Source organism: Streptomyces sp. NPDC046379 (genome assembly GCF_055587785.1).
The window spans coordinates 80,641-104,099 of the sequence record NZ_JBVJFP010000001.1 but is presented as its reverse complement, the minus strand read 5'-3'; the positions used below and the strand labels follow the sequence as shown (position 1 = coordinate 104,099).

General features: G+C 72.4%; 27 protein-coding genes. 4 read left to right on the top strand and 23 right to left on the bottom strand.

The window, feature by feature from the left end:
• Window positions 1-23: 23 nt before the first annotated feature.
• Complete coding sequence (locus ACZ6KF_RS00480) at window positions 24-380, top strand: 5-carboxymethyl-2-hydroxymuconate Delta-isomerase (RefSeq protein ID WP_356631832.1); 357 nt, start codon at window positions 24-26, stop codon at window positions 378-380.
• Between the two features lie 46 nt (window positions 381-426).
• Here the strand turns inward: ACZ6KF_RS00480 and ACZ6KF_RS00475 are convergent, their stop codons facing one another.
• From ACZ6KF_RS00475 to ACZ6KF_RS00465, 3 genes are all read right to left on the bottom strand, one after another.
• Entirely contained in the window at window positions 427-1,116 is a 690-nt protein-coding gene (locus ACZ6KF_RS00475; RefSeq protein ID WP_469236554.1) for a TetR/AcrR family transcriptional regulator, read from the bottom strand.
• A 73-nt stretch (window positions 1,117-1,189) separates the two neighbouring features.
• Complete coding sequence (locus tag ACZ6KF_RS00470; RefSeq protein WP_469236552.1) at window positions 1,190-3,118, bottom strand: hypothetical protein; 1,929 nt, start codon at window positions 3,116-3,118, stop codon at window positions 1,190-1,192.
• 119 nt (window positions 3,119-3,237) lie between these two features.
• On the bottom strand, window positions 3,238-3,741 hold the full coding sequence (locus ACZ6KF_RS00465) for a tetratricopeptide repeat protein (RefSeq protein ID WP_469236550.1): 504 nt from the start codon (window positions 3,739-3,741) through the stop codon (window positions 3,238-3,240).
• Window positions 3,742-3,906: 165 nt separating this feature from the next.
• On the opposite strand from ACZ6KF_RS00465, the gene ACZ6KF_RS00460 reads away from it, so the two are divergent.
• Entirely contained in the window at window positions 3,907-4,341 is a 435-nt protein-coding gene (locus ACZ6KF_RS00460) for a hypothetical protein (protein ID WP_469174267.1), read from the top strand.
• Window positions 4,342-4,447: 106 nt separating this feature from the next.
• Here ACZ6KF_RS00460 and ACZ6KF_RS00455 read toward each other — a convergent pair whose 3' ends face one another.
• The 11 genes from ACZ6KF_RS00455 to ACZ6KF_RS00405 form a co-directional block, all read right to left on the bottom strand.
• Window positions 4,448-6,013: a DUF1996 domain-containing protein gene (locus ACZ6KF_RS00455; protein WP_469236548.1), complete on the bottom strand. Its 1,566-nt coding sequence runs from the start codon at window positions 6,011-6,013 to the stop codon at window positions 4,448-4,450.
• Window positions 6,014-6,163: 150 nt separating this feature from the next.
• Window positions 6,164-6,817: a response regulator transcription factor gene (locus ACZ6KF_RS00450; protein ID WP_356631820.1), complete on the bottom strand. Its 654-nt coding sequence runs from the start codon at window positions 6,815-6,817 to the stop codon at window positions 6,164-6,166.
• Entirely contained in the window at window positions 6,802-8,076 is a 1,275-nt protein-coding gene (locus ACZ6KF_RS00445) for a sensor histidine kinase (protein WP_469158078.1), read from the bottom strand. Before ACZ6KF_RS00445 ends, ACZ6KF_RS00450 begins: the two co-directional genes overlap by 16 nt.
• Window positions 8,077-8,127: 51 nt before the next feature.
• A complete protein-coding gene (locus ACZ6KF_RS00440; protein ID WP_469174261.1) occupies window positions 8,128-9,174 on the bottom strand; it encodes an NAD-dependent epimerase/dehydratase family protein in 1,047 nt (348 codons plus the stop codon).
• 241 nt (window positions 9,175-9,415) lie between these two features.
• Window positions 9,416-9,991, bottom strand: a complete 576-nt coding sequence (locus tag ACZ6KF_RS00435; protein WP_469158080.1) for a winged helix-turn-helix domain-containing protein — start codon at window positions 9,989-9,991, stop codon at window positions 9,416-9,418.
• Window positions 9,992-10,074: 83 nt separating this feature from the next.
• Window positions 10,075-10,197: a hypothetical protein gene (locus tag ACZ6KF_RS00430; protein ID WP_356631812.1), complete on the bottom strand. Its 123-nt coding sequence runs from the start codon at window positions 10,195-10,197 to the stop codon at window positions 10,075-10,077.
• Window positions 10,198-10,295: 98 nt separating this feature from the next.
• Window positions 10,296-11,324 carry a glutamine synthetase gene (glnII, locus tag ACZ6KF_RS00425; protein ID WP_356631810.1) on the bottom strand — a complete coding sequence of 343 codons (1,029 nt, stop codon included), beginning with the start codon at window positions 11,322-11,324 and terminating at the stop codon, window positions 10,296-10,298.
• Window positions 11,325-11,701: 377 nt separating this feature from the next.
• Window positions 11,702-12,148: a hypothetical protein gene (locus ACZ6KF_RS00420; RefSeq protein ID WP_469236546.1), complete on the bottom strand. Its 447-nt coding sequence runs from the start codon at window positions 12,146-12,148 to the stop codon at window positions 11,702-11,704.
• A gap of 187 nt (window positions 12,149-12,335) precedes the next feature.
• Window positions 12,336-13,082, bottom strand: a complete 747-nt coding sequence (locus tag ACZ6KF_RS00415) for a hypothetical protein (RefSeq protein ID WP_469236544.1) — start codon at window positions 13,080-13,082, stop codon at window positions 12,336-12,338.
• 77 nt (window positions 13,083-13,159) lie between these two features.
• Complete coding sequence (locus ACZ6KF_RS00410) at window positions 13,160-13,519, bottom strand: ArsC/Spx/MgsR family protein (RefSeq protein WP_469158083.1); 360 nt, start codon at window positions 13,517-13,519, stop codon at window positions 13,160-13,162.
• A 141-nt stretch (window positions 13,520-13,660) separates the two neighbouring features.
• The gene (locus tag ACZ6KF_RS00405) at window positions 13,661-13,963 is read right to left on the bottom strand and encodes a hypothetical protein (RefSeq protein WP_469174258.1); all 303 of its coding nucleotides are present in this window, start codon (window positions 13,961-13,963) and stop codon (window positions 13,661-13,663) included.
• Window positions 13,964-14,367: 404 nt separating this feature from the next.
• On the opposite strand from ACZ6KF_RS00405, the gene ACZ6KF_RS00400 reads away from it, so the two are divergent.
• Window positions 14,368-14,649 (top strand): hypothetical protein, encoded by a 282-nt coding sequence (locus tag ACZ6KF_RS00400; RefSeq protein WP_469174256.1) that lies wholly within the window; start codon window positions 14,368-14,370, stop codon window positions 14,647-14,649.
• A gap of 39 nt (window positions 14,650-14,688) precedes the next feature.
• Here ACZ6KF_RS00400 and ACZ6KF_RS00395 read toward each other — a convergent pair whose 3' ends face one another.
• From ACZ6KF_RS00395 to glnA, 5 genes are all read right to left on the bottom strand, one after another.
• Entirely contained in the window at window positions 14,689-15,870 is a 1,182-nt protein-coding gene (locus tag ACZ6KF_RS00395; RefSeq protein ID WP_469174254.1) for a winged helix DNA-binding domain-containing protein, read from the bottom strand.
• Window positions 15,871-15,887: 17 nt separating this feature from the next.
• Window positions 15,888-16,154 carry an SCO2583/SCO2584 N-terminal domain-containing protein gene (locus ACZ6KF_RS00390; RefSeq protein ID WP_356631798.1) on the bottom strand — a complete coding sequence of 89 codons (267 nt, stop codon included), beginning with the start codon at window positions 16,152-16,154 and terminating at the stop codon, window positions 15,888-15,890.
• Window positions 16,155-16,243: 89 nt separating this feature from the next.
• Window positions 16,244-17,263 carry a phosphotransferase family protein gene (locus ACZ6KF_RS00385; protein WP_469236542.1) on the bottom strand — a complete coding sequence of 340 codons (1,020 nt, stop codon included), beginning with the start codon at window positions 17,261-17,263 and terminating at the stop codon, window positions 16,244-16,246.
• A gap of 116 nt (window positions 17,264-17,379) precedes the next feature.
• Window positions 17,380-17,856 carry a hypothetical protein gene (locus tag ACZ6KF_RS00380; RefSeq protein WP_469236540.1) on the bottom strand — a complete coding sequence of 159 codons (477 nt, stop codon included), beginning with the start codon at window positions 17,854-17,856 and terminating at the stop codon, window positions 17,380-17,382.
• Window positions 17,857-17,987: 131 nt separating this feature from the next.
• A complete protein-coding gene (gene glnA / locus ACZ6KF_RS00375; protein ID WP_356631792.1) occupies window positions 17,988-19,397 on the bottom strand; it encodes a type I glutamate--ammonia ligase in 1,410 nt (469 codons plus the stop codon).
• A gap of 207 nt (window positions 19,398-19,604) precedes the next feature.
• Between glnA and ACZ6KF_RS00370 the strand changes: the two genes are divergently transcribed.
• Window positions 19,605-20,072 carry an RDD family protein gene (locus ACZ6KF_RS00370; RefSeq protein ID WP_356631790.1) on the top strand — a complete coding sequence of 156 codons (468 nt, stop codon included), beginning with the start codon at window positions 19,605-19,607 and terminating at the stop codon, window positions 20,070-20,072.
• Between the two features lie 97 nt (window positions 20,073-20,169).
• Here the strand turns inward: ACZ6KF_RS00370 and ACZ6KF_RS00365 are convergent, their stop codons facing one another.
• From ACZ6KF_RS00365 to lipB, 4 genes are all read right to left on the bottom strand, one after another.
• Window positions 20,170-20,871, bottom strand: a complete 702-nt coding sequence (locus tag ACZ6KF_RS00365; RefSeq protein WP_356631788.1) for a DUF4191 domain-containing protein — start codon at window positions 20,869-20,871, stop codon at window positions 20,170-20,172.
• A 30-nt stretch (window positions 20,872-20,901) separates the two neighbouring features.
• A complete protein-coding gene (locus ACZ6KF_RS00360) occupies window positions 20,902-21,111 on the bottom strand; it encodes an SCO2195 family GlnR-regulated protein (RefSeq protein WP_356631786.1) in 210 nt (69 codons plus the stop codon).
• 297 nt (window positions 21,112-21,408) lie between these two features.
• On the bottom strand, window positions 21,409-22,374 hold the full coding sequence (lipA, locus tag ACZ6KF_RS00355) for a lipoyl synthase (protein WP_469236538.1): 966 nt from the start codon (window positions 22,372-22,374) through the stop codon (window positions 21,409-21,411).
• A gap of 122 nt (window positions 22,375-22,496) precedes the next feature.
• Entirely contained in the window at window positions 22,497-23,294 is a 798-nt protein-coding gene (gene lipB / locus ACZ6KF_RS00350) for a lipoyl(octanoyl) transferase LipB (protein ID WP_356631782.1), read from the bottom strand.
• Window positions 23,295-23,459: the final 165 nt, after the last annotated feature.

Sequence of the window (23,459 nt, the reverse complement as noted above, 5' to 3'; positions counted from 1 at the left end):
TGCCTACCAGAACAGGAGCACCCATGCCGCAGATCACCGTCGACTACTCCGCCACGCTGGCGGACGACTTCGACCGCCCGGCCTTCGCGCGTGCCCTGCACGCCGCGGTGGTCGAGGTCGCCGCCGCCAAGCCGCACGCGTGCAAGACCCAGTTCCGGCGGACCGAGGACACCGCGGTCGGCGAGGACGCCGACGGGCACGCCATCGTGCACGTCTCGCTCGGGCTGCTGACCGGGCGCACCGAGGAGACCAAGGCCCGGCTCACCGAGGCGGTCCTGGACCTGCTGCGCCAGTACGTCAAGCCCGCCGGGGGAGTCGCCCTGCACGCCTCGGCGGAGGTGCGCGAACTCGACGCCTCCTACCGGAAGTTCGACGCCTGAGCGGTGCCGGGGTGATCCGGGCCCCGTCGTCTTCCGATCTCGTCGTTCAGGAGGCCAGGGCGACCAGCCGGGCGGCCAGGTCGGCGAACGGCCCCCGGCCCGGCTCGTCCTTGAGGACCCGGCGCATCAGGGAGGCCAGCTCCTCGTCCCGCGCGGCGCTCACGGCGGTGAGCGCCGCGAAGTCGTGCACCAGCTGGGTCTCCAGCTCGGCGCGGGGGATGTTCCGCCCGTCCAGCCAGATCAGCGCCGTCGACTCGGCCAGCGAGATCCAGGACCGGACGACCAACTCCAGCCGCGGGGGCGCCTTCTCGACGCCCAGGTGGACGAGGATCTGTTCGTACGCCGTCTGCCGTACGCCGTTGACGAGGGCGTTGGCGGTGGACGAGCCGACCGCGGGGCCGCCGCGCATCAGGGCCGAGAAACCGGGGCCGTGGTCGTCCACGAAGTCGAAGTAGCGGCGCATCACGCGCAGCAGCCGGGCCCCCAGCGGACCCTCCCGCGGCTCCACGAACCGGCTCGCCAGATCGTCCGACGCCCGCTGCAACGCGGCCTCGTACAGGCTGAGTTTGCCGGGGAAGTAGTGGTAGACCAGCGGGCGCGAGATGCCCGCGGCGGCGGCTATCTCATCGATGGAGACGTCGTCGGGGGAGCGCCGGCTGAACAGTTCCAGGGCGACGCCGATCAACTGCTGCCGTCGCTCCTCGACCGCCATCCTGCGGCGTACCCCGGTAGACATACGAACACCTTACCGATTAATTCCAGCCCCGAACGGTCAGGATCGGTCAGCGGTGTGACGAGCCCCGAGTCGCCTACTTGAGCGCGTCGATCGACCGTCCGTCCGTCAGGGTCCCCTCCAGCCCGGGCTTCGCGCCCGATTGCGCGGGCACGGCGAGCAGGTTGCCCTGCGCGGTGTGCTCCACGCCGCCGGTCGCGCTGATCGTCGCGGTGTCCCGGCCGCCCGCCGCCAGCAGGTACCAGGACCCGTCCTGCGACTTCCACAGCACGCCCGCGAGCACCTGGGGATCGCGCGCCCCGCACGCCGGCACGCTCCGCGCCTGCGCGGCGACCGCGCCGTCCGGTCCGCCCGGCGTGTGGAACTGGGCCAGCACCCGCTCGCCGCCGCCCCGCCAGGTCTCCGCCCGGGTGCACACCCACGCCGCGATGCCGCTCGCGTCGGGCAGCGGCTGCTCGGCGTACTGCCAGGCGTTCACCGAGCGCACGCCCCGCGCCCGCATCTGCGACAGCGAGCAGGCGAACGGCGCCCAGGTGCGCAGCGCCTCCGCACCCGCCGCGTCGTGCACCTCGCCGGGACGGCCGGTGGTGAGGCGGGCCGGGATCAGCTCCCCGAGGTCGGTGAGCAGCCGGGCGCCGGAGGAGTCGGTCAGCTGGAGGACGTTCCACGAGGTGCAGGCGCCGGTGCGCAGGGCGGGGCTGGCCAGGGGCGAGGTGATGCCGTCGGTGAGGGTGAGGTCCATGGTGCCGGAGTTGGGGTTGCGCAGATCCCGCTCGGCGGCCTGCCGCACCCAGGGCGCCGTCAGATAGCGGACGTTGCCGTCGGCGCGGTCCAGCACCACCGCGCCCGCCTCGGCCCGGCCGGCCGCGTCGGCGCGGGCGAGGTCGAGGGCGGCGCCGGCCGTGCCGTCGTTCGGCTCGGCGTAGCGGGTGATGCGCAGCCCGTCGTAGAAGATCACCACGCGGGCCGTGCCGACGTCCCCGGCGTACAGCAGCTGGGGCGGGCCGGGCGGGCCGCCCGTGGGGGTGCCGGCGGTCGCGGAGACCTGGACGGCGTCGTGGGGGCGGGCCCAGACGGCGAGGGCGCGGCGCAGCAGGGCGCGGTCGCCGGTGAGGCCGCCGCGCGCGGGCCAGACGGAGAAGTCGGTGCGGGCGGAGGACCGCCAGGCGGCGGCGGGCACCCTGACCAGCCTGTCCGGGTCGAGGGCGGCGCGGGCGGCCGGGTTCTGCGCGGATGCGGGGGAGACGGGACCGTCGCCGCCCCAGCCGCCGACGGGCAGCGCGAACAGAGTCCCGCCCACGGCCAGCGCCACCGCCGCGGCGAGCGCCGCCTTCAGATGCCGGCGGCGGCGCATCAGGTCGGTGGGCCGGGCGTGCAGCCAGGAAGGGTCGAACGCGGGGGACTCCAGCAGTGCGTACCGCGCGGGCACGGCGGCGGCCTCCGCCAGCGCCCGCATCGGGTCGACGGCGCCCGCGGCCGCCAGGACCCGCAGCACGTCCGCGTCCGGAAGCCGTTCCAGGCCGCGCAGCACGAACGCGGCACGCCCCTCCGTGGACAGACCCGCCATCCGCTGCTCCAGGGCCAGCTCGCCGGCGCCGCCCGCACGCGGGAAGAGGCTGAGCCCCCACACCTGCGGCATCAGGGGCGGCACGGTGGACCGGCGGGGCAGTGAGAGCCGCCTGCGGGGCCGGTCCGCCTCCAGCGCCGCGCGTACGATCCGCACCCGCACGAAGGCGTAGCCGGGGTCGCCGTCGGGACCGGTGGACTGGGCCGGGATCACCGGTGTCCGGGTCCGTCCCCGGGGCAGCGCGCGCTGGGTGAGGGCGTGCGCGGTCAGGACCCGCCGGCCGCGGCCCCGGTCCGGGGGCAGCATCAGGTAGGCGAGGCGGACCAGGCGCGGATAGTGCTCGACGAGCGCGGCCTCCGCCTGTGCCACGCCGACGACCGGGCCGGCGGGGGAGGAACCGTCTTTCCTGTGACGCGGGGCTGCTTCCTGTGACTGCACGTTGAGCAGAACGAGCCGGCCGGTGGTTGGTCACCGGGGCCTGCCGTCCCGGGGCTCCGGGCGGCCGTCCCGACCGCTTCGTCCGGGCCGCCGCCCGACGGTTCCGGCCGGGCCCGGGGTCAGGGTTCGACGAGCGCGCGGGCGTAGTTCGCCATCGATCGCTGGTAGCGGGGCAGATGGGGCGCGAGGGCGCCGAGGACGAGGGCGAGGCCCTCGCGGTCGCGGCCCAGGGAGGCCAGGCACAGGGCGAGCACGGCCCGCACCGCGTCGTCCAACTCGTCGGACGGGGCGTCCAGTTCCGGCGTCAGCAGCTCGACGCCCTCCTCGGGCCGGCCGACGTTCCGCAGGGAACTGGCCAGCTGGATCCGCGCCCGGCGGGCACGGTACGGGCTCACCTCGCCGAGCCCTTCGGCCAGCGCCTCCCGGTACAGCGGCACCGCCTCCTCGGGGTGCCCGGTCGAGTCCCAGGCGCAGGCCCGCTCGAACGGGCCGAGCGGGCTGTGCTCGGGCAGCTCGGCGACGAGCGTGTCGATCACGGCCCGGAAGCCGGCCGGGTCGGCCTCGAAGCGGTCGTCGAGGGCGGCCCAGGCGGCGGTCGCACGGTCTTCCCAGTCCTGGTTCACCGGCCCAGCCTCGCACGGGCGTACGGGCCGCGGTACCGGAATGCGAGCGCCGGTACCGCTCCCGGATTGAGCGCCGGGGCGTTCCCAGCCGTATCCGATCCGGGGGCGTGCGTGCCCGCCGGGCGATGCGGCGAGGTGGGGGACAGGGATGAGGAGGAGGAACGGATGAGGCGGAAGCGACCGGCGCTCGTGCCGGTGAGAGCCGTGCCGACGGGCGTCGTGCCGATCGGCGCCGTCGTGGCGGTGCTGGTGTTCGCGGGCTGCGGTTCCGGTGGGGCCGGACGTGAGGATGCCGTGCCGCCGACGGCGACCGGCAGTCTGGAGCACCTGGCCGCCGAGGCGCGCTGCGAGCCGGACGTGCAGACGGACGCCGACGAGATCCGGCAGGCCCTGTGCGAGAACCGCGACGGGCGGTTCGTGCTCGCCACCTTCGCCACCGACCGCGGCCAGCGGGAGTGGATCAACGAGGCGAAGGACTACGGCGGCCACTACCTCGTCGGCCGCAAGTGGGTGGCCGTGGGGGAGACGCGGGTGATGACCGCGCTGCGCGCCACGCTGGGCGGCACGATCGAGGAGGGCGAGAGGCACGGGTCCCATTGACGGTGCCCGGGTCACATTGACGGCGCACGGGGCCCACTGACGGTGGGCGGGCAGGGAGGAGCCGGCGGTGCGTGCGGGGCGCACCGCCGGCTTTCCCGCCCGGACCTCACTGGCACTTGCGGCCGGTGTTGATGCAGTTGACCATCTTGTTCATCAGGCTCTCGTCGAAGACGTTGATGAAGTCGTCGTGATCGGTGATCGGCTTGTGCAGCTGCTCCGGGAAGCCGTCCACCGCGTAGGCGTTGGTCACCTGCCCGTCCTCCACGACCGGCGTCGGCACGTCGTACACCAGCCGCATCCGCACCTGCGGGATGGCGACGAAGCCGTTCTGGCAGCGCCCGCTCGCGTCGGCGAAGGCCACATGGGTGCGGTGGTTGGCGCTGTCGATGTTCTGCCCGTCCCAACAGCTCTGGAAGGCGAACGAGCGGACCACGTCGCTGCCCTCGGGGCAGATCGGGTACTTGTCGGTCAGCTGCACCCGGTTCTCGAAGCCCGTGCAGGACCAGTGCGCGTTGGCGTTGGCCGGGCCGTTGGTGAACGCCTTGGCGTCGCCGGTGATGATGCGCAGGAACCGCGGCATCGCCACGACCTTGCTCCTCGGGCTGCCGACGAACTTGATCTCCGCCTGCTTCGCCGTCAGGATGCGGCCGACGTTGCCCTCGGCGCCGCCGCCCGCGTCGTTCTGGTCGAAGTCCTGCGTACCGTCCTGAACGCGCAGCACCGGCCAGTAGTACGACGACTTGTCGCCCTGGTTCTGGCACGAGGTCTCGGCGTTCGCGAAGGCGTCGTTGTCGGAGAACGCGTCGTTGTCCTGGTTGCCGACGTAGTCGTGCAGGTGGTGCGCGCCGTTGGTGACGCCGGGGGCCACGATGACGTTGTCGGTGTTGTGGTTCTCGTTCTCGTTGACACCGCAGCGGGTGACGAACCGTCCGGTGGAGGCGGACCGGCTTCTGCGCGGGGGCGCCTGGACGTTGGGCTCGACGGTGGTGATGTCGACGAAGTCGTCGGCGACCGGGCCGTTGCCGGCCTGCCCGCCGATGCCGCCGCCCTGCTGACCGTCCCCGTCCCGGCCGTCGCCCTCCCCGCCGTCCTGCCCGTCGCCGTCCTGCCGACCGTCCCCGTCCTGACCCTGGTCCCCGCCGCCCTGGTCTCCGCCCTGCCGGCCGTCGCCGTCCTGTTGACCGTCGTTGGTCCGGGGCTGCTCCGCCGGGGTGCCGGTGCAGCCGGAGAGGTCGTCCAGGTTCTCGGGGGCGCTGCCCCCGGCTCGGTTGATCTCCAGTTGGATACGGTCGATGATCGCCTGCCGCCGGTCCTTCAGCGGCTGCAGGATGGTGTTCCCGACGAAACCCGCGTCGCTCGCCTGCGCATCCCGCGTCGCCGCGAGGCGCTGGTAGGCCTCGGTGATCTGCTGGTCGAGGGTGGCCAGCTCGCCGTCGACCTCGCCCCGGGCCCCGTCCGGCACGTCGGACAGCTGCTGGCCGACGTCGGGGCAGTCGATCGTGGCGATCTGCGCCGCCGCTGCCCGGATCCCGTTCTGCCGGCGGTTCTCCTCGTGCGCAGAGGCGTGGACGTTCGCCCAGATCAGCCCGCCCCCACCGAGGGCTAGGGCCGCCGATGCGGCAATGACCTTGGTGGCCGGCGGCGTACGGCGTTTTCGTGTGTTGCGTCCCATGGAACTCCTCTGACTTCCTTGCGGGGCAGCATCGAGGCGCCCGACAGGAGTGAAGCGGCTCCCTTCCATACGCGGCCGTGGGCGGCAGTGTTCAGCCGTGGCCGGAACTGGTCCTCAACTCGGCGGTGGCCACAGGGGTTCGCCCGGCATTCAGCGGCCGTGGTCCAGATAGGCCAGTACGGCCAGGACGCGGCGGTTGTCGTCGTCCGACACCTCCAGCCCGAGCTTGGCGAAGATGTTGGAGGTGTGCTTGGCGATCGCCCGCTCCGTCACCACCAGCTGCGCCGCGATCGCCGCGTTGGACCGCCCCTGCGCCATCAGCTCCAGCACCTCCCGCTCGCGGGGCGTCAGCCGGGCCAGGGGACGATCGTCGGCCGCCCGCCGGGCCAGCAGCTGCTGGATGACCTGCGGGTCCATCGCCGTACCCCCCGCCGCGACCCGGCGCACCGCGTCCACGAACTGCTCCGCGTCGAACACCCGGTCCTTGAGCAGGTAGCCGACCCCGCCGCTGCCGTCGGCGAGCAGCTCGCGCGCGTACAGCTGCTCGACGTGCTGGGACAGCACCAGCACCGGAAAGCCCGGGCGGGCCCGGCGCGCCCGCAGCGCGCACTGCAGGCCCTCGTCGGTGAGCGTCGGCGGCAGCCTAACGTCCACCACCGCCACGTCCGGCTCCGACTCGGCCAGTGCCCGGTCCAGTTCGGGGCCGGTCTCGACGGCGGCGGCGATCTCGAAGTCGTAGGCCTCCAGCAGCCGGACCAGCCCGTCGCGGAGCAGGAACAGGTCTTCGGCTAGGACAACGCGCACGGAATCTCCATGGTGACCATGGTGGGGCCGCCGGCCGGGCTGCTGACGGCGAGGACGCCGTCGAATGTACCCAGCCGCCGCTCCACCCCGGCCAGCCCGGAGCCCGCCTCGATCACCGCGCCGCCCCTGCCGTCGTCGGTGACGCCGATGCGCAGCCGCCCGTCCGTGTGGTGCACGTCGATCCAGATCCGCTCGGCGTCCGCGTGCTTGACCGCGTTGGTGAGCACCTCGCTCACGGCGAAGTACGCGGCCGACTCGACCGGCGCCTGCGCCCGCCCGTCCAGGTCGACGGTCACCTCGGTGGCGATGGGCAGCCGCAGCGCCAAGGCCCGTATCGCATCGCCCAGTCCGCGTTCGGCGAGGACCGGGGGATGGATGCCGCGCACCAGGTCGCGCAGTTCGGCCAGGGCCTCGGCGGAGGAGCGGCGGGCCTGCGCGAGCAGCGCCTTCGCCTGCTGAGGGTCCTTGTCGAGCAGCATCTCGACGGTGCCGAGGTCCATGCCCATGGCGACCAGCCGGGCCTGCGCCCCGTCGTGCAGGTCGCGTTCTATGCGGCGCAGTTCGGCGGCGGAGGAGTCGACGGCGACCTGCCGTGTCTCGGTCAGGACCTTGACCCGCTCGGCCAGTTCACCCTGGTGCGAACCGAGCACCGCCCGGGTGAGCCGGAAGTGCCCGGTCAATACGGCGGGCGCGAACCGGTGGGCGAGGATCAGCACCGCCGCGCCGAGCCCCGCGGCGCCCAGCGCGCTCGCCTGTCCGGTCACCGGCACGAAGCCGTACCAGTACGGGTCGGGCAGCACCCGCCACAACCCCGCCGCTATCGCGAACCCCTCCAGCGGATAGAGGAACATCATCGCCGGGAGCAGCGCGGTGAAGAACCCGGCCGTCGTGTCCACCCACAGCCAGCCCAGGTCCCGCCAGGTCGCCGGGTCGCGCAGCATGGTGAAGGTGCGCGCCCACGGGTTGGCGTCCGGCGGCACCGGCCGGTACCGCGCCGGGATCCGCACGCCTGCCCACTCCGCGGCCAGCACCCGCCGCCAGTTGGCGAACGCCCGCACGCCCGTCAGGATCCAGGGGGTGGTGACGATGCCGACGCCGACCGGTATCAGCGCGATGGACACCAGCGACAGTGTCAGACAGAACACCGCCACCGGCAACGACACCAGCGCCAGGCCAAGCCCCCGTACGGCGGCCAGCGCGGCGGCCCGCGTGTCCCTGCGGGCCGTCGGCGCGCCGCCGTTGTTCTTCTCCGTGGTCATGACGCCAGTCTGGTCGAGCGGCCGGGACCGGTCACTGGGCCGGGCCACCGGTCACACGGTGGTGCCAGCCCCACCCCAGTCCGCGGCGTCGTCCCCGGCGGCGAGGATCTTGGCCTCCAGCTCCGGGTCCAGGCCCTTCACGGTCCGGTCCGGGCGCTGCGGGGCACGGCCGCCGAGAGCGCACAGCCAGCTCCAGGTGTCGGCGACGGTCTCGGCGGCCGGACGGCAGCGCAGTCCCGCCGCGAGGGCGCGGGAGACGTCCAACCGGTGCACGCCGTCGTGGAGTTCGCTGTCCGGCGGCACCCAGACCGGCAGCTGCGTCCACGGCTCGACGCCGGCCGCCAGCACGGCCTCGGGCGAGGTCCAGCGCAGCTCGGCCGCCGCGCCGGTCGCCCGCACGCAGGCCTCCAGCAGCTCGCCGGTCGTGGTGTGTCCCTGGGGTCCGGCGAGGTTGTACGGTCCGCTCAGCCCGCCCTCGACCGCGTCCAGGGTCCACTCGGCGAGGTCGCGGACGTCCACGAACTGCAGGGGCAGGTCACGCGGACCCGGCGCGAGCACCGGGCCGCCCCGGGCGATCCGGTTCAGCCACCACGGCAGCCGGCCGACGTTCTCGTACGGCCCGAGGAGCAGCCCCGCCCGCACCAGCAGCGAACGCTCCGCCCCGAAGGCCTCCACGGCGCCCAGCTCGCCGCCCAGCTTGTCGCGCGCGTAGTCGGTGGCCACGGCGTCGGCGGACGCGCCCTCCACCAGCGGAGCGTCCTCGTCGTACCCGGCGGGGCGTGGCCATGCGTACACCGAGCAGCTCGACACGTACGCGTACCGTCCGGCCCGGTCCCGCAGCAGCCGCGCCGTGTCCCGCACCGCGCGCGGCTCGGCCGACCAGGTGTCCACGACGGCGTCCCAGTCCCCGGCCCCGCCCGCCTCGTCGAGGGCGGCGAGCCCGCCGGGGGCGGTGCGGTCGCCGTGCAGCACGCGCACGCCGGGCGGCGCCTGGTGCCGTCCCCGGTGGAAGACGGTCACGTCCCAGCCCCGGGCCAGCGCCGCCTCCACGACGGCCCGCCCCGCGAACTCCGTCCCGCCCAGCATCAGAAGTCTCATGCGGGTGACTCTGCCCGGTGGGGGAGGGCCGGGGAACGGGGATCTGCCGTCAGCAGACGAACGGGCGGCCGGCGGACGACCGGGCTGCGGCCGGACGAATGACCGTGCCTCACCGAATGACTGGACCGCCACCGAATGACCGTGCCGTCACCGGAAGACCGGGCGGTCGGCGGACGAACGGGCCGTCATTGGGAGACCGGGCCGCCGCCCGTCGGACGAATGACCGGGCCGTCGGCGGCGGTCAGGCCGGCGGGGCGTACTTGTAGCCGACCCGGCGGACGGTGCGGATGGTGTCGCGGTGCTGTGCGCCCAGCTTGCGGCGGATGCGCGCGATGTGGACGTCGACCGTGCGGCCGTCGCCGACGTGGCCGTACCCCCACACCGTGCTCACCAGATGGTCGCGGGTGTGCACCCGGTGGGGGTGCGCGACGAGGTGGGCGAGCAGCTCGAACTCCAGGTAGGTGAGGTCGAGTTCACGCCCGTCGACCTCGGCGGTGCGGCGCACGGCGTCGATGCGGACGGGCGGTTCGCCGCCGTGCCGGAGGCCGTCGTCGTCATGGGCGGCCGGGGGAGCGGGCGCGGGCGCCGGTGCGGGTACGGCGACGGGCCGGAACGGCGGGGCCTGGTCCGCCGGCACGAGGACCAGGTAACCGACCATGGGCGGCCGGCCGGGAAGGGCGGGCAGGGCGTGCTGCGGGGCGGGGAACCAGGTGGCCCCGGGCGGCAGGAAGGACGCCGGGGAGGACGTCGTCTCCGGGACGGCAGCGGGAACGGAAGCGGGAGCGGGTACGGAGGACAGGGAACGGACGGTCGCCATGACGGGTCAGCTCTTTCGCGCGAGAGGTGCGTCGGATGTGGACGTACGTCGTGTCGCGCAGGCCGGGGGCCGGTGGAACGGCTTCAGAGGGCCGGCGCGGTCATCGCGCGGCAACACACCCGGTCGAAGTCGTGGTGCTGACGGGAAGGCCAGAAGGGCTCGAGGTCATGGCGACCCGTCGCGTCGTACTTCTGGAAACTGGCCATGCCCCCCATTGAAGCAGATCCTCGTCCCCGGGAATACGCCGAAGAGGCGTCCACCGCAAGGGCGGACGCCTCTTCGAAGGAGCTGTGCGGGGCCCGGATCAGACCTGGCCGGCCTTCTCCAGCGCGGAGCAGCAGGTGTCGACGAGCAGGCGGGTCACCACGTACGGGTCGACGTTGGCGTTCGGACGGCGGTCCTCGATGTAGCCCTTGCCGTCCTTCTCGACCTGCCACGGGATGCGGACCGAGGCGCCGCGGTTGGAGACGCCGTAGGAGTACTCGTTCCACGGGGCGGTCTCGTGCAGGCCCGTCAGACGGTCGTCGATGCCGGCGCCGTAGTTCTTGACGTGGTCCAGCGGCTTGGAGCCCTCGCCGAGCGACTCGCAGGCGGTGATGATGGCGTCGTAGCCCTCGCGCATCGCCTTGGTGGAGAAGTTGGTGTGCGCGCCGGCGCCGTTCCAGTCGCCCTTGACCGGCTTGGGGTCGAGGGTGGCGGAGATGCCGAAGTCCTCGGCGGTGCGGTAGAGCAGCCAGCGGGCGACCCACAGCTGGTCGGAGACCTCCAGCGGGGACAGCGGGCCGACCTGGAACTCCCACTGGCCCGGCATGACCTCGGCGTTGATGCCGGAGATGCCCAGACCCGCCTTCAGGCAGTTGTCGAGGTGGGCCTCGACGACCTCGCGGCCGAAGATCTCGTCGGCGCCGACGCCGCAGTAGTAGCCGCCCTGCGGGGCCGGGAAGCCGCCCTCGGGGAAGCCCAGCGGACGCGAACCGTCGAAGAAGGTGTACTCCTGCTCGATGCCGAAGATCGGCTCCTGCGCGGCGAACTTCTCGGCGACCTCGGTGAGCGCGGCACGGGTGTTGGACTCGTGCGGCGTCATGTCGATGTTGAGGACCTCGCACAGGACGAGGACGTCGTCGCCGCCGCGGATCGGGTCCGGGCAGGAGAAGACCGGCTTGAGGACACGGTCCGAGGCGTGGCCCTCGGCCTGGTTCGTGGAGGACCCGTCGAAGCCCCAGATCGGCAGCTCCGCGCCCTTGGCGTCGTCCGCCAGGATCTTCGTCTTGGAGCGGAGCTTGGCGGTCGGCTGGGTGCCGTCGATCCAGATGTACTCAGCCTTGAAGGTCACGGGCCACTTCCTTCGGGGGTGGGTCAGGGCTTGCGGGTGCTGCGGCGCTGCGGCACTGAGGCGCCGCGTTGTGTGCCCGGAAGCCTGTCAACAGGCGATTTCCCGGTCATTGCCCGAATGTGAACCCCGTGTTACCTGGTAGTCGTGTGGCGCGTTTCACGCTGTGAGGCGTCCGCCGGGTGCACGGACGCGCGGAAGACGCCCCCGCGCGCCGGCGGACGGGCGCGGGGCGGCGGCTCGTATGCGATGGGAATGAGCCGGGAACGAGCCGTCGCGCCGCACCGGTCTCAGCGGCCGGACGTCACCCCGCCTTCTCGATCACGGCCCGGCGGATCAGGAACTTACCGGGTTCGCGGACCTGTTCGAAGGCGGCGCCGTCACCGAGGGCGGCCGACTGGGACGGCTGGTCGGGCTGCTCGGGCTGGGGCGGGCTGCCCGGTCTGGGAGTCCTGAGCCGACCCTCCGGCCGCTCCACCCGCCCCGGTCGCTCCACCCGCTCCGCCCGTCCCCTCCGTCGTCCCTCCGACGGCCTCTTCGACCACGCACCCGGAAGCCTCTTGCTTGCGCTCGATCTCGGCGATCACCGCCTCGCGGTTGGCGATCCGCGCCGCGGACTGCGCGTCCGGAGCGGCCCGCTGGCCGTCGATGAACCGCTGGCTGTTGCCGAGGGCGGTGGCGAGCCCTCGGCAGACATCGGAGTCGTCGGCGGACTGCGCCGCGTTCGAGGTGCTCGCGATGACGAAGGCGCCGCTGCCGGCCACCGTCGCCGCGTCGGCCGGCAGCGCCGGCTTTTCCCGCGTACTGAGAGTTCTCCTGCGCGACATGCGCGCCTCCTGGGAGGTAGGCGAGCGTACACCGTGATGTACGAGATCCCGAACGAGGTGCTCGGCGGTCACGGAAGCGGCGGAGCATAACGTGCGTCACACGCGCCTTGCACGCCCGTACCTCCCGAGCCCGCGCTGCCTGCTTTGCCTGCTTGCCCGCGCTGCCTGGGCGGTGATCCCCGCTCCCTCACGCTCCCCCGGCACTCTCGTGCCCCCCGCCCTCCTCGTACGCCGCCACCCCGTCGTTGACGTACTGGAGCAGCCCTTGCGTCTGCCGGGTGATCGCGGCTTCGTCGCGCTCCGAGCCGTCGCCCCACTGCCCGTTGGCGAACACGACGGACCGCACGGTCATCAGCCGCCGGAACACCCCCGCCGACCCGGGCGGCGCCGTCGGCATCCCGGCCTCGGGCGGCGGATCGAGCGAGACCACCCGGTACGTCACCGGGTCCAGGGATGCCATGGCGAACACCGTCGAGGCGTCCTCGACGCGCCGCATGCTCAGCACGGTGACCGTCACCCGGGAGCGCCGTTCCACGTCGGTGAACAGGGCGGCGGTGAGCCGGGCGCAGCCCTCGCCCCGGTCCAGGAGGGAGGCCAGCCCGGGGGAGACGGCGCGGGCGCAGTCGGTGGTGGTGACGAGGTCGACCCGGTCGTACCGGGAACCGTCCGCCAGCCGCACGCCGCGCTGCGGAAAGGCCTGTTCGGGTCTGATCGCGGGGCGGGCGAGCAGCGAGGGAAGCGCGGAGGGCGTGCCGGAGAGTCCGTCGGAGGGCGCGCCGGACGGCGGGGAGGCGGTGACGGACGGAACCGCCGCGGGCGAGCCGCCGTCCGCCTCGCCGGTGTGGAGAACGCCGCCCGCGACGAGGGCGGCGAGCAGCAGGGCGCAGGTCGTGCCGACGACGGTCCGGGCCGTTCCATGATCACCAGAGTCCATGGCGGCGGAGGGTAACAGCAGTGACCGCCCCAACTCCCGCCGCCCGGCAAACAGTTGCGAACCCGGTGTTCCCCTGCCTACCGGGACAGAGCATCCCGTACGGCGTCGTCCGTGCGGGCGACGACGGCCGTACCGTCGTCCGCGGTGATGATGGGCCGCTGGATGAGCCGGGGATGCTCGGCGAGGGCCCTGATCCACCGGTCGCGCGCGCCGGCGTCCCGGGGCCAGTCCTTCACGCCCAGTTCCCTGGCCTCGGCCTCCTGGGTCCGGGCGATGTCCCACGGCTCCAGCCCGAGCCGCTCCAGCACGTCCCTGATCTCGTCCTCGCTCGGCACGTCCTCCAGGTACCGCCGGACGGTGTACTCGGCCCCCTCGGCGTCGAGCAGCTTGACGGCGCTGCGGCACTTGGAACATGCCGGGTTGATCCAGATCTCCATGCGCCCCACGGTACGCCACGGAGTCCTCGACAGCCCTTGTGGCCAGGGGCTTTGTCGGTGGCGAAGAGGTGTGCCGGAGCGCTCGGGGAAGGTCGCCGTGCCCCTTCCCCGAAGTCGTGCCCCTCCCCTCCGGGCCGGCGCCTAGACGGTGGTGGCGATCCAGCCGACGGTCTCGGAGGCGTGCATGCCGTCGGAGATCGCCTTGCCGCCGCCCACGAGTTCGTTCAGGCGGATCTTGAAGCCCGTGGGCGTGACGTCGGCGATGCGCAGGCCCGGGGTCTCCGGACCGTTGAAGGTCTGGACGAACGGCACGACGATCACCGCCGCGTTGTCGGGGAAGGGCGCGGGAAAGGCGACCTGGGTGAAGGTCGAGGTGTCCCCGCCCGTCACCACCGCGGCGCTCGTGGAGTTCAGCTGCAGCTTGCCTGTCTGGATCATGCTCATGACGTCCGTCTCTCGCTCGGTGGCCGGCGGTTCGACGCGGTCTGGCCCTGCTGTCGGGCCCCTGGTCCGCCGCGGTCTGATCGCCCCCCTGCTGAAGCGATCCCTGGAGCGAGTTGCCCAAGGTTATGAGCGTTTAGAGCGGAAGTCGCCGGTGTGTGGCGACTGTTCCGGTTCACGTTGACGGGGCGACGGCACCCGCCAGAGGCCCTCTGTTCGAATTTGGCACCACCTCGCACTCCCCTCTCCAACCCTGCGCAACCCCGTGACAGTTGGCCGCTGAACAGGCGTTTCGCTGGACGTCCTGGACCCCCTGATTGTCAGTGCCGGGCACTAAACTGGAAGCAGTGTTCGAGGGTGCCGCCGGGACTTCCGGGCGGTGCCCTGACCGCGACAGGAGGATGCCTGTGCCCGCTGCCGCCCTGAAGCAGAAGCCGTTGTTCGACCTGCCCCACGCCCCCGTGAAGAAGCGTCCGCTGCCGCCCGGCAGGCCGCGCGAGTGGTACGTGACGCACAACCGCCGGCTGAAGGCGATGCGCCTGGCCATAGCCCTGCTCGACGCGGGCGTCTACGTGCCGAACCAGGCCCGCGACGAGACGATCCGCTCCACCGCGGAAGAGATCGGCATCCACCCGCCGTCGGACACGACGTGCCACATGGTCCGGGCCCTGATGCGTTACTCCCGCTGACCGAGGACACCGGGCGCCCCGCACGGGGGCGCCCCCGTCTCAGCCCGCCGCCAACTCCCGCTCCAGCGGCGTCCGGAACCGCGGCGTGATCCTGGTCCCGCCGACCCAGGCGCGCAGCCGCTCAGCCTCGGCGGCGACCGCCGCCTCCGCATCCCGGCCCGCGCCCTCGCCGTCGAGCATCCGCCAGACGATCTCCCCGTCCGCCCGCTGGGCCCAGCCGCCCACCACGCGACCGTTCCACCACACGGTCGGCCCCACGTTGCCGCTGCGGTCGAACAGGGCCGCCCGGAGCCCGGGGGCGAGGAACCAGTCGCGGTGCTGTCGGGCCATCGGCGCGGGGTCGAGGGCGGGGAGCAGGGCCGCCCACGGTTCCTCGCACTCCACCGGCCCGGCGTCGCCCTCCAGGACGTACCCCGGCCCCTCGTCCAGCCGCACCTCCTCGGCCCCGATCGCGGCCAGCGCCCGCCGCACCTCGGTGACCCGCCACCCCGTCCACCACTTCAGGTCGGCCTCCGTCGCCGGGCCGGCCACCGCCAGCCAGCGGCGCAGCAGCGACGCCTGCGCCTCGGCGACATCCAGCTCCGGATGCTCGGGCGCGGGCGCCCACCGGAACTGGCTGGACGTCCAGGATCCGAGCGGACGCCCGCGTACGACCTTCCCCTCCACGCCCAGCACCTTCAGCAGCCGCGTGGAGACGGTGTGCACGCCCTCGTAGCTCTTGCCGGCCGCGTAGACGAACTGCTCCCTCAACCGCGGCTCGTCCTCGGCGAGTTCGCCCGCGGTCGCCTCGCCGCGCCGGACCAGCGCCGCCAGTGCCGACTCCTCGACCTCCTTCAGCCACACCGCGTCCGGCGCCCCGGCCTTCGCCATGTCCTTCAGGAGCGCGGCCCGTTCGCGTGCGGCGACCGCGAGGCCCGTCGAGGCGTGCACGACGGCGGTCAGCGCGGCAGGGAAGACGAACACGGTGTGCCGCATCCCGTGCATCCGCACCAGCGTCCGTTCGCCGTACAGCGCCCGCCCGGTCTCCGCGACGGTCTCCGCCGCGTCCTTCAGCCGCGCGCCCACCGACAGGTACACGCTCGCGGGGTCGGTGCCGTGCAGCGCGACGAGCGCCTCCGCGACCTCCTCCGGCCGCCCTGCCCGCGCCGAAGGCGCCAGCAGCTGCCGTACGCCCAGCCGCGCCCGGCGCTCCGCCGCCGCGATGTACCGAGGCTCACTCATGGAAGGCCCCCGCCCGCTCAGTACGGCGCCCGGAAATTGACGTACCCCAGCAGCAGGATCACCGCGACGACGCACCCCAGCACCACGACCGTCGACACCCACCCCGACCGCCGGTGAGCCACCGACTCCGGATCGGGCCGGAACGGCACGGGACCGGGCGGGTCGTGCTTCCATCGCGCCGCCAGCATCCGGGCCCGCGCCGAGGGCTCCTTGTGCTCGGCGGCATCGGCCCAGCGGAGATCGAACTCCCGCTCCCGGCCGTCCTCGTGCTCGCGCTCGGGCATGTCCGCTTCCCCCGGAGATCTCGTCGCCGTACGCCTGAATAGAACACTAGTCCCCATGGCGGGGGGCTGTCAGATCGGCCGCCGCCCGCTCACGCGCCTTCCCGCCGGTGCTCGACGGCCCAGGCGTCGAGCACCGCCGTGAGCGGCCGGACGACCGCCTGACGCAGCCAGTCGCGATGCTCGGCGCCGAATCCGCGGGGGACCGCCTCCACCCACATGATCAGATACAGATAGGCCCGGTACAGCGCCAGACGCTCCCGGGCCGCGGCGTCGATGACCGCCGGGCCGCCGCCCGACCGGTACCCGTCGAGGAAGGCGTCGTCCTCCTCGATGTCGCCGAAGAGCGCCAAGGACACGAACTCGGCCAGCGGATCGCCCCAGAACGCCCGCTCGGCGTCGATCAGCGCGCTCAGGCGCGGCCCGCCGTCGCCCCGGTCGACCAGGATGTTGCCGTCCCAGAGGTCGAAGTGGACCAGCACCGGGACGGTCACCTCGTCCAGCAGCGGGCCGCGCGAGGCGAACAGCCCCCGGATCTCCCGCGCCGGCCGGGGGAGCGGCACGCCGAACCGTCCGGCGTCGTCGAGCACCGCGCCGACCATCTCCAGGAACGCCTCCCGCCAGGTCGCGCGCAGCGGCCCCCACGGCTCGGCGGGGTAGCCGAACGCGTCCCCGGTGATCGTGTGCAGGGCGGCCGTCCACCGCCCCAGTTCCCTGCGCAGCGGGGCCCGCTCGATGGCGCCGATCCGGTCCCCGAGAGCGTGCCAGGGGGTCCCGGCGCACTCCGTCATCACCAGGTGATCAGGGGATACGCCGTCCCCGCCGGCCGACGGCAGCGCGGCCGGCGTCTCCACCCCCGCGACCTCGCCCGCCAGCGCGTAGAACCGGGCCTCGGTCGCGAGGATGCCCCGCTCGTACCGCAGCCCGGGGGAGCCGGAAGCCGGCGCGAGCTTCACCACCAGCCCCGGCCGGCCGGCCAGGCGCACCCGGAACACGGTGTTGTACGTGCCACCGCCCAGCTCCTCGTACCCCGCCACCTCGCCCCAGCCCACGCCCACGCCGTCCAGCGCCGCCCGCAGCCGCGCAAGCCCGTCGCCTTCACGCTGTCCCACGAGACCCACCCCCACTGTCCCCCTGACTGCTCGTCCCGGCACGCCGTCGCCGTGCGGGAATCGTCGGGCCCTCCGACGGCTCCACGGCCCGGACACGGCCGAGCGTAACCCGGGGGTCAGTCCCATGAGTCGAAGAGCAGTCCGCCCAGTGTGGTGATGCGGTGGCAGCGAATGCGGCGCCACTCGTCCCGGGTGAGGACCGAGGTGTCGACGTCCGAGAGCGGCAGAGTGAGCTGCGCACCACCGAGCACGGCGAACCCCAGGTCGGAAAAGGTGCGGGCCCACGGCGGCGGTGCGAGGAACTCCTCGGTGTACCAGTCCCGGCGTTCCTGGGCGACGGCGATCCAGGGGTGGTGGGCGTGGCACAGGACGACGCACTCGCCCGTGTCCTCGACGACCGACGCGGTGTGGAACGTGCGGGGGTACGCCCGGGTCTCCATCTCGCCTACCCGGCCTCCGGCCGCGCGGGCGGCCGCATGCAGCGCCGTCCGAAACGCCCGCAGGTCGGTTTCCGGCAGCGGCCCGCCCTTCGGCCCGACGAAGCCCGTGGCACCGCGCGGCAGCGCGAACGTCGCGGGCTGGTCTGCGGTCATGGGGCTCATTCTGCCGACGGAGATCCCGCCGGCGCACGGCCGAGCCCCTGCCGCTCGGGTGAGGAGCGGCAGGGGCTCGGTCAGTGCAGCGGCGATCCCGGTGCAGCGGTGTTGCGGCGTGTTCAGACGGTTTAGACGTCGAAGTACAGCTCGAACTCGTGCGGGTGCGGCCGCAGCTGCAGCGGAGCGATCTCGTTCGTGCGCTTGTAGTCGATCCACGTCTCGATCAGGTCGGACGTGAAGACGTCGCCCTGGAGGAGGAACTCGTGGTCGGCCTCGAGGGAGTCGAGGACCGCGCCGAGGGAGGTCGGGACCTGGGGGACGCCCGCGTGCTCCTCAGGAGCCAGCTCGTAGAGGTCCTTGTCGATCGGCTCGGCCGGCTCGATCTTGTTCTTGATGCCGTCCAGGCCCGCGAGCAGCAGCGCCGAGAAGGCCAGGTACGGGTTGCCGGAGGAGTCCGGCGCGCGGAACTCGACGCGCTTGGCCTTCGGGTTGGAGCCCGTGATCGGGATGCGCATGGCCGCGGAGCGGTTGCGCTGCGAGTACACGAGGTTCACCGGGGCCTCGAAGCCCGGGACCAGGCGGTGGTACGAGTTCACCGTCGGGTTGGTGAAGGCCAGCAGCGACGGGGCGTGCTTGAGGATGCCGCCGATGTAGTAGCGGGCGGTGTCCGACAGGCCGGCGTAGCCCTGCTCGTCGTAGAACAGCGGGTCGCCGTTGCTCCACAGCGACTGGTGGACGTGCATGCCCGAGCCGTTGTCGCCGAAGATCGGCTTCGGCATGAAGGTCGCGGTCTTGCCGTTGCGCCAGGCGACGTTCTTCACGATGTACTTGAAGAGCTGGAGGTCGTCGGCCGCGGCGAGCAGCGTGTTGAACTTGTAGTTGATCTCGGCCTGGCCGGCGGTGCCCACCTCGTGGTGCTGGCGCTCGACCTGCAGGCCGGCCTTCTCCAGCTCCAGGGAGATCTCGGCGCGCAGGTCGGCGAAGTGGTCGACCGGCGGGGCCGGGAAGTAGCCGCCCTTGTAGCGGACCTTGTAACCGCGGTTGTCCTCGAGCGCACCGGTGTTCCAGGCGCCGGCCTCCGAGTCGATGTGGTAGTACGACTCGTTCTCGGCGGTCTTGAAGCGCACGCTGTCGAAGACGTAGAACTCGGCCTCGGGGCCGAAGAACGCCGTGTCGGCGATGCCGGTCGACGCCAGGTAGGCCTCGGCCTTCTTCGCCACGTTCCGCGGGTCACGGGAGTACTGCTCGCCGGTGATCGGGTCGTGGATGAAGAAGTTGATGTTGACCGTCTTGTCCCGGCGGAACGGGTCCACGCGGGCGGTCGACAGGTCGGCGCGCAGCGCCATGTCGGACTCGTGGATGGCCTGGAAGCCGCGGATCGAGGATCCGTCGAAGGCCAGCTCCTCGTCCGGGTCGAACGCCGCAGCGGGGATCGTGAAGTGCTGCATGACGCCCGGCAGGTCGCAGAAGCGGACGTCGACGAACTTGACGTCCTCGTCCGCGATGAACTTCTTGGCCTCGTCGGCGTTCTGGAACATCCAGCTCCTCCTACTCCCGACCGTCCTGCCGGGGTGGTAGTTCGTTCGTGCTGCCAGTGCGGTGGCACACGCTGCCTCGACCCTAGGGACGCGTCATTTCTCGTGCGTGACCCATTTGTTTCGCAGAAGTTAACCAGCCCCGTTCCACGGTAACGCTTGCGCACCCCGGGGTGCCTCGGGCGGACTCGCCCGCAGTACCGTGGTCGGGTGGACAAGAGGCAAGCAATCGGATCATGGCTCTCCGGACCCCGCGCGGCCATGGAGGAAGCCGGTGCCGACGTCGGATACCGCGGTCAGCAACTGGGTCTCCCGGAGGACGGGCCGAACTCGATCGCCCGGCCGGGACGCAGGCTCGCCGCACTGGCCGTGGACTGGGGCCTGTGCCTCTTGATCGCATACGGTCTCATCACTGACGGCTACGGTCAGGCCACCTCCAACTGGACCCTGCTCATCTTCTTCGTGATGAGCGTCCTCACCGTCGGCACCATCGGCTGCACGCCGGGTAAGCGGATCCTCGGACTGCGCGTGGTCACCCTCGCCACCGGCATGGTCCACCCCGGCCGCGCCCTGCTGCGCACCGCCCTGCTGTGCCTGGCGATCCCCGCCCTCGTCTGGGACCGCGACGGCCGCGGCCTGCACGACCGGCTCGCCGGCACCGTGGAAGTCCGGATGTAGGCGCAGGAAGAAAGACCGGGAACAGCAACGGGAAAACAGGAAACAGGAAAGGGCGCCCGGTGCGGGCGCCCTTTCCTGTTGCTGTTCGTCGCCGGCCTCAGCGAGCCCGTGGTCCGCCCCGCGGCATCCGCATGCCCTTGGGCATCGGGCCCTTCGGCAGCGGCATGTTGCTCATCAGGTCGCCCAGCGCGCGCAGCCGGTCGTTGGTCGCGGTCACCTGGGGGCCGGTCAGCACCCGCGGCAGCTTCAGCATGGTCGTGCGCAGCTTCGTCAGCTCGACCGTGCCCTCGCCCTTGCCCACGATCAGGTCGTGCACCGGCACGTCCGCCACGATGCGGTTCATCTTCTTCTTCTCGGCCGCGAGCAGGCTCTTGACCCGGTTCGGGTTCCCCTCGGCGACCAGCACGATGCCGGCCTTGCCGACGGCCCGGTGCACCACGTCCTGGTTGCGGTTCATCGCCACCGCGGGCGTGGTCGTCCAGCCTCGGCCGATGTTGTCCAGCACGGCCGCTGCGGCGCCCGGCTGGCCCTCCATCTGCCCGAAGGCCGCCCGCTCGGCCCGGCGCCCGAAGACGATGGCCGTCGCGAGGAAGGCGACGAGCAGGCCCAGGATGCCGAGATAGATGGGGTGCCCGATCAAGAAACCGATCGCGAGGAAGACACCGAAGGTGACGATTCCGACAGCCGCGAGTACAAGACCGATCTTCTTGTCGGCCTTGCGGGTCATCTTGTAGGTCAGAGCGATCTGCTTCAGTCGCCCGGGGTTCGCAGCGTCCGCTGCGGTTTCCTTCCTCGCCATGCAATGAAGTCTACGTGTACCCCGGAGCGCCTACGACGGCAGTGTCCGGGCGGCGTCCGCCCGCTCCAGGATCCGCTGCGCCTCGACCCGGTCCTTGGCCCGGCGGCGGTCCTCCAGCACGGAGTTCCACGCGTTGCGGCGGGCGGTGCGCTGGCCGCCGGCGAGCAGCAGCGACTCGACGGCGCGCAGGGCGCCGGTGACGGACGGGATGGCGGTGGCGCGGACGGGTGCGGCCTGCATGGTGGAGGTCCCCCCTCGGTACGGCTCCGGGTGCGGAGGTACGTGGTGTGCGTCAAGGGTCACTCGTTGGTGTTACCAGGACGTGACCGACCGGTCAAACGGGCATGAAGGCCCGATTCGGGGGCCGTGAACGGCGGCGCGGCCCCGACCGGCGTCCCCAGCTGCGAGGACGGTCGGGGCCGCGTCGTATCGGCCACTACTGGTGGGTAGCGTCTTGTGCGCGAATTCACAGGGTGCCCGGATCGTTCAACCGCCCGTGGCGCGCCGGGGAAGTGACGGCTCGTCAGGCCGCCGCCGTCAGACCGCCTGGGTGGCGACGAACGCGCCCCGCTTCTCCACGGCCATCCGGTACAGCCGTCCGGCGCGGTACGAGGAGCGCACCAGCGGGCCGGACATCACACCGGAGAAGCCGAGCTGCTCGGCCTCCTCCTTCAGCTCCACGAACTCCTGCGGCTTCACCCAGCGCTCCACCGGGTGGTGGCGCACGGAGGGGCGCAGGTACTGGGTGATGGTGATCAGCTCGCAGCCGGCGTCGTGCAACTGCCGGAGCGCGTCGCTGACCTCCTCGCGGGTCTCGCCCATGCCGAGGATCAGGTTCGACTTGGTGACCAGGCCGAAGTCGCGGGCCTCGGTGATCACCTTCAGGGAGCGGTCGTAGCGGAAGCCGGGGCGGATGCGCTTGAAGATGCGCGGGACCGTCTCGACGTTGTGCGCGAAGACCTCGGGGCGGGACTCGAAGACCTCCCGCAGCAGCTCCGGGACGGCGTTGAAGTCGGGGGCGAGCAGCTCGACCTTGGTGCGGCCGGCCTCGCGGCCCGCCGTCTGCCGGTGGATCTGGCGCACGGTCTCGGCGTACAGCCACGCGCCGCCGTCCTCCAGGTCGTCGCGGGCGACGCCGGTGATGGTGGCGTAGTTCAGGTCCATGGTGACCACGGACTCGCCGACGCGGCGGGGCTCGTCGCGGTCGAGCGCCTCGGGCCTGCCGGTGTCGATCTGGCAGAAGTCGCAGCGCCGGGTGCACTGGTCGCCGCCGATGAGGAAGGTCGCCTCGCGGTCCTCCCAGCACTCGTAGATGTTGGGACAGCCGGCTTCCTGGCAGACCGTGTGCAGGCCCTCGCTTTTGACGAGGTTCTGCATCTTGGTGTACTCGGGGCCCATTTTCGCCCGGGTCTTGATCCACGCGGGCTTGCGCTCGATGGGGGTCTGGCTGTTGCGGACCTCCAGGCGCAGCATCTTGCGTCCGTCGGGTGCGACTGCGGACACATCGGCTCCCTGTGCTTCGATTCTTCGGCGTACACCAGGGTACGCCCGTGTTCGACGGGCCTTTCCGTCAGGCCAACCGCGGGATGCGGGGATGCATTCCGGGGCGGCCGCGGGCGGCGGGCTCAGGCGGTCGCGGGCTCGATCCGCCGCGGCTTGAGGTCCGCGTTCTCCAGGACGTCCCGCAGGTGCCGCTCGACGACCGGCAGCACCTCGTGGACGGTCACGTCGCGGCCGAGTTCGTTCGCCAGCGAGGTGACGCCCGCGTCGCGGATGCCGCACGGGATGATGCGGTCGAACCACGCGTTGTCCGGGTTCACGTTCAGCGCGAAGCCGTGCATGGTGACGCCCTTGGCGACCCGGATGCCGATCGCCGCGATCTTGCGGTCCTCGCGGCGCTGGCCGGCGTTGGAGGGCGCGTACTCGGGGCCGTTGAGCCGGGGGTCGAACTCCTCGTCCTGGAGGCGGGGGTCGAAGTCGAGGGAGAGGCCCCCGAGCGCGGGGCGCCGCTCGACCGGGTCGCCGAGGACCCAGACGCCGCTGCGGCCCTCCACCCGGGTGGTCTCCAGACCGAACTCCGCGCAGGCGCGGATCAGGGCCTCCTCCAGACGCCGTACGTGCGCCACCACGTCCACCGGGCGGGGCAGCTTCTGGATCGGGTAGCCGACGAGCTGGCCGGGGCCGTGCCAGGTGATCCTGCCGCCGCGGTCGACGTCCACGACCGGGGTGCCGTCCAGGGGGCGCTCGCTGTCCGCGGTGCGGCGGCCGGCGGTGTAGACCGGCGGGTGTTCCAGCAGCAGGACGGTGTCGGGGATCTCGTCGGCGAACCGGGCCGCGTGCACCCGGCGCTGCTCGTCCCACGCCTCCCGGTACTCCACGGCGTCCGCGCCGAATCCCATCCGGACGAACCGCAACTCACTCACGGCAAGCGCCTCCCTCGGTCGTCAGGCGCGAAAGGCGCCTACGCCACTGTACGACTGCGCACTGTGCGTCAGCCCCGGGGCCAATCCTCACACGATCGGATGAATGCACGTCGAAATGTGCGATCGGACGCTCACTCTCCGCTACATTCGCGCCGTTCACGAGGC

What these genes read in the sequence shown, in the direction of transcription:
- ACZ6KF_RS00480 (WP_356631832.1), top strand. Translation starts at nt 24, where the DNA reads ATGCCGCAGATCACCGTCGACTACTCCGCCACGCTGGCGGACGACTTC.
- ACZ6KF_RS00475 (WP_469236554.1), bottom strand. Translation starts at nt 1,116, where the DNA reads ATGTCTACCGGGGTACGCCGCAGGATGGCGGTCGAGGAGCGACGGCAG.
- ACZ6KF_RS00460 (WP_469174267.1), top strand. Translation starts at nt 3,907, where the DNA reads ATGAGGCGGAAGCGACCGGCGCTCGTGCCGGTGAGAGCCGTGCCGACG.
- ACZ6KF_RS00455 (WP_469236548.1), bottom strand. Translation starts at nt 6,013, where the DNA reads ATGGGACGCAACACACGAAAACGCCGTACGCCGCCGGCCACCAAGGTC.
- ACZ6KF_RS00445 (WP_469158078.1), bottom strand. Translation starts at nt 8,076, where the DNA reads ATGACCACGGAGAAGAACAACGGCGGCGCGCCGACGGCCCGCAGGGAC.
- ACZ6KF_RS00440 (WP_469174261.1), bottom strand. Translation starts at nt 9,174, where the DNA reads ATGAGACTTCTGATGCTGGGCGGGACGGAGTTCGCGGGGCGGGCCGTC.
- ACZ6KF_RS00435 (WP_469158080.1), bottom strand. Translation starts at nt 9,991, where the DNA reads ATGGCGACCGTCCGTTCCCTGTCCTCCGTACCCGCTCCCGCTTCCGTT.
- ACZ6KF_RS00430 (WP_356631812.1), bottom strand. Translation starts at nt 10,197, where the DNA reads ATGGCCAGTTTCCAGAAGTACGACGCGACGGGTCGCCATGACCTCGAG.
- ACZ6KF_RS00420 (WP_469236546.1), bottom strand. Translation starts at nt 12,148, where the DNA reads ATGTCGCGCAGGAGAACTCTCAGTACGCGGGAAAAGCCGGCGCTGCCG.
- ACZ6KF_RS00415 (WP_469236544.1), bottom strand. Translation starts at nt 13,082, where the DNA reads ATGGACTCTGGTGATCATGGAACGGCCCGGACCGTCGTCGGCACGACC.
- ACZ6KF_RS00410 (WP_469158083.1), bottom strand. Translation starts at nt 13,519, where the DNA reads ATGGAGATCTGGATCAACCCGGCATGTTCCAAGTGCCGCAGCGCCGTC.
- ACZ6KF_RS00405 (WP_469174258.1), bottom strand. Translation starts at nt 13,963, where the DNA reads ATGAGCATGATCCAGACAGGCAAGCTGCAGCTGAACTCCACGAGCGCC.
- ACZ6KF_RS00395 (WP_469174254.1), bottom strand. Translation starts at nt 15,870, where the DNA reads ATGAGTGAGCCTCGGTACATCGCGGCGGCGGAGCGCCGGGCGCGGCTG.
- ACZ6KF_RS00390 (WP_356631798.1), bottom strand. Translation starts at nt 16,154, where the DNA reads ATGCCCGAGCGCGAGCACGAGGACGGCCGGGAGCGGGAGTTCGATCTC.
- ACZ6KF_RS00380 (WP_469236540.1), bottom strand. Translation starts at nt 17,856, where the DNA reads ATGACCGCAGACCAGCCCGCGACGTTCGCGCTGCCGCGCGGTGCCACG.
- glnA (WP_356631792.1), bottom strand. Translation starts at nt 19,397, where the DNA reads ATGTTCCAGAACGCCGACGAGGCCAAGAAGTTCATCGCGGACGAGGAC.
- ACZ6KF_RS00365 (WP_356631788.1), bottom strand. Translation starts at nt 20,871, where the DNA reads ATGGCGAGGAAGGAAACCGCAGCGGACGCTGCGAACCCCGGGCGACTG.
- ACZ6KF_RS00360 (WP_356631786.1), bottom strand. Translation starts at nt 21,111, where the DNA reads ATGCAGGCCGCACCCGTCCGCGCCACCGCCATCCCGTCCGTCACCGGC.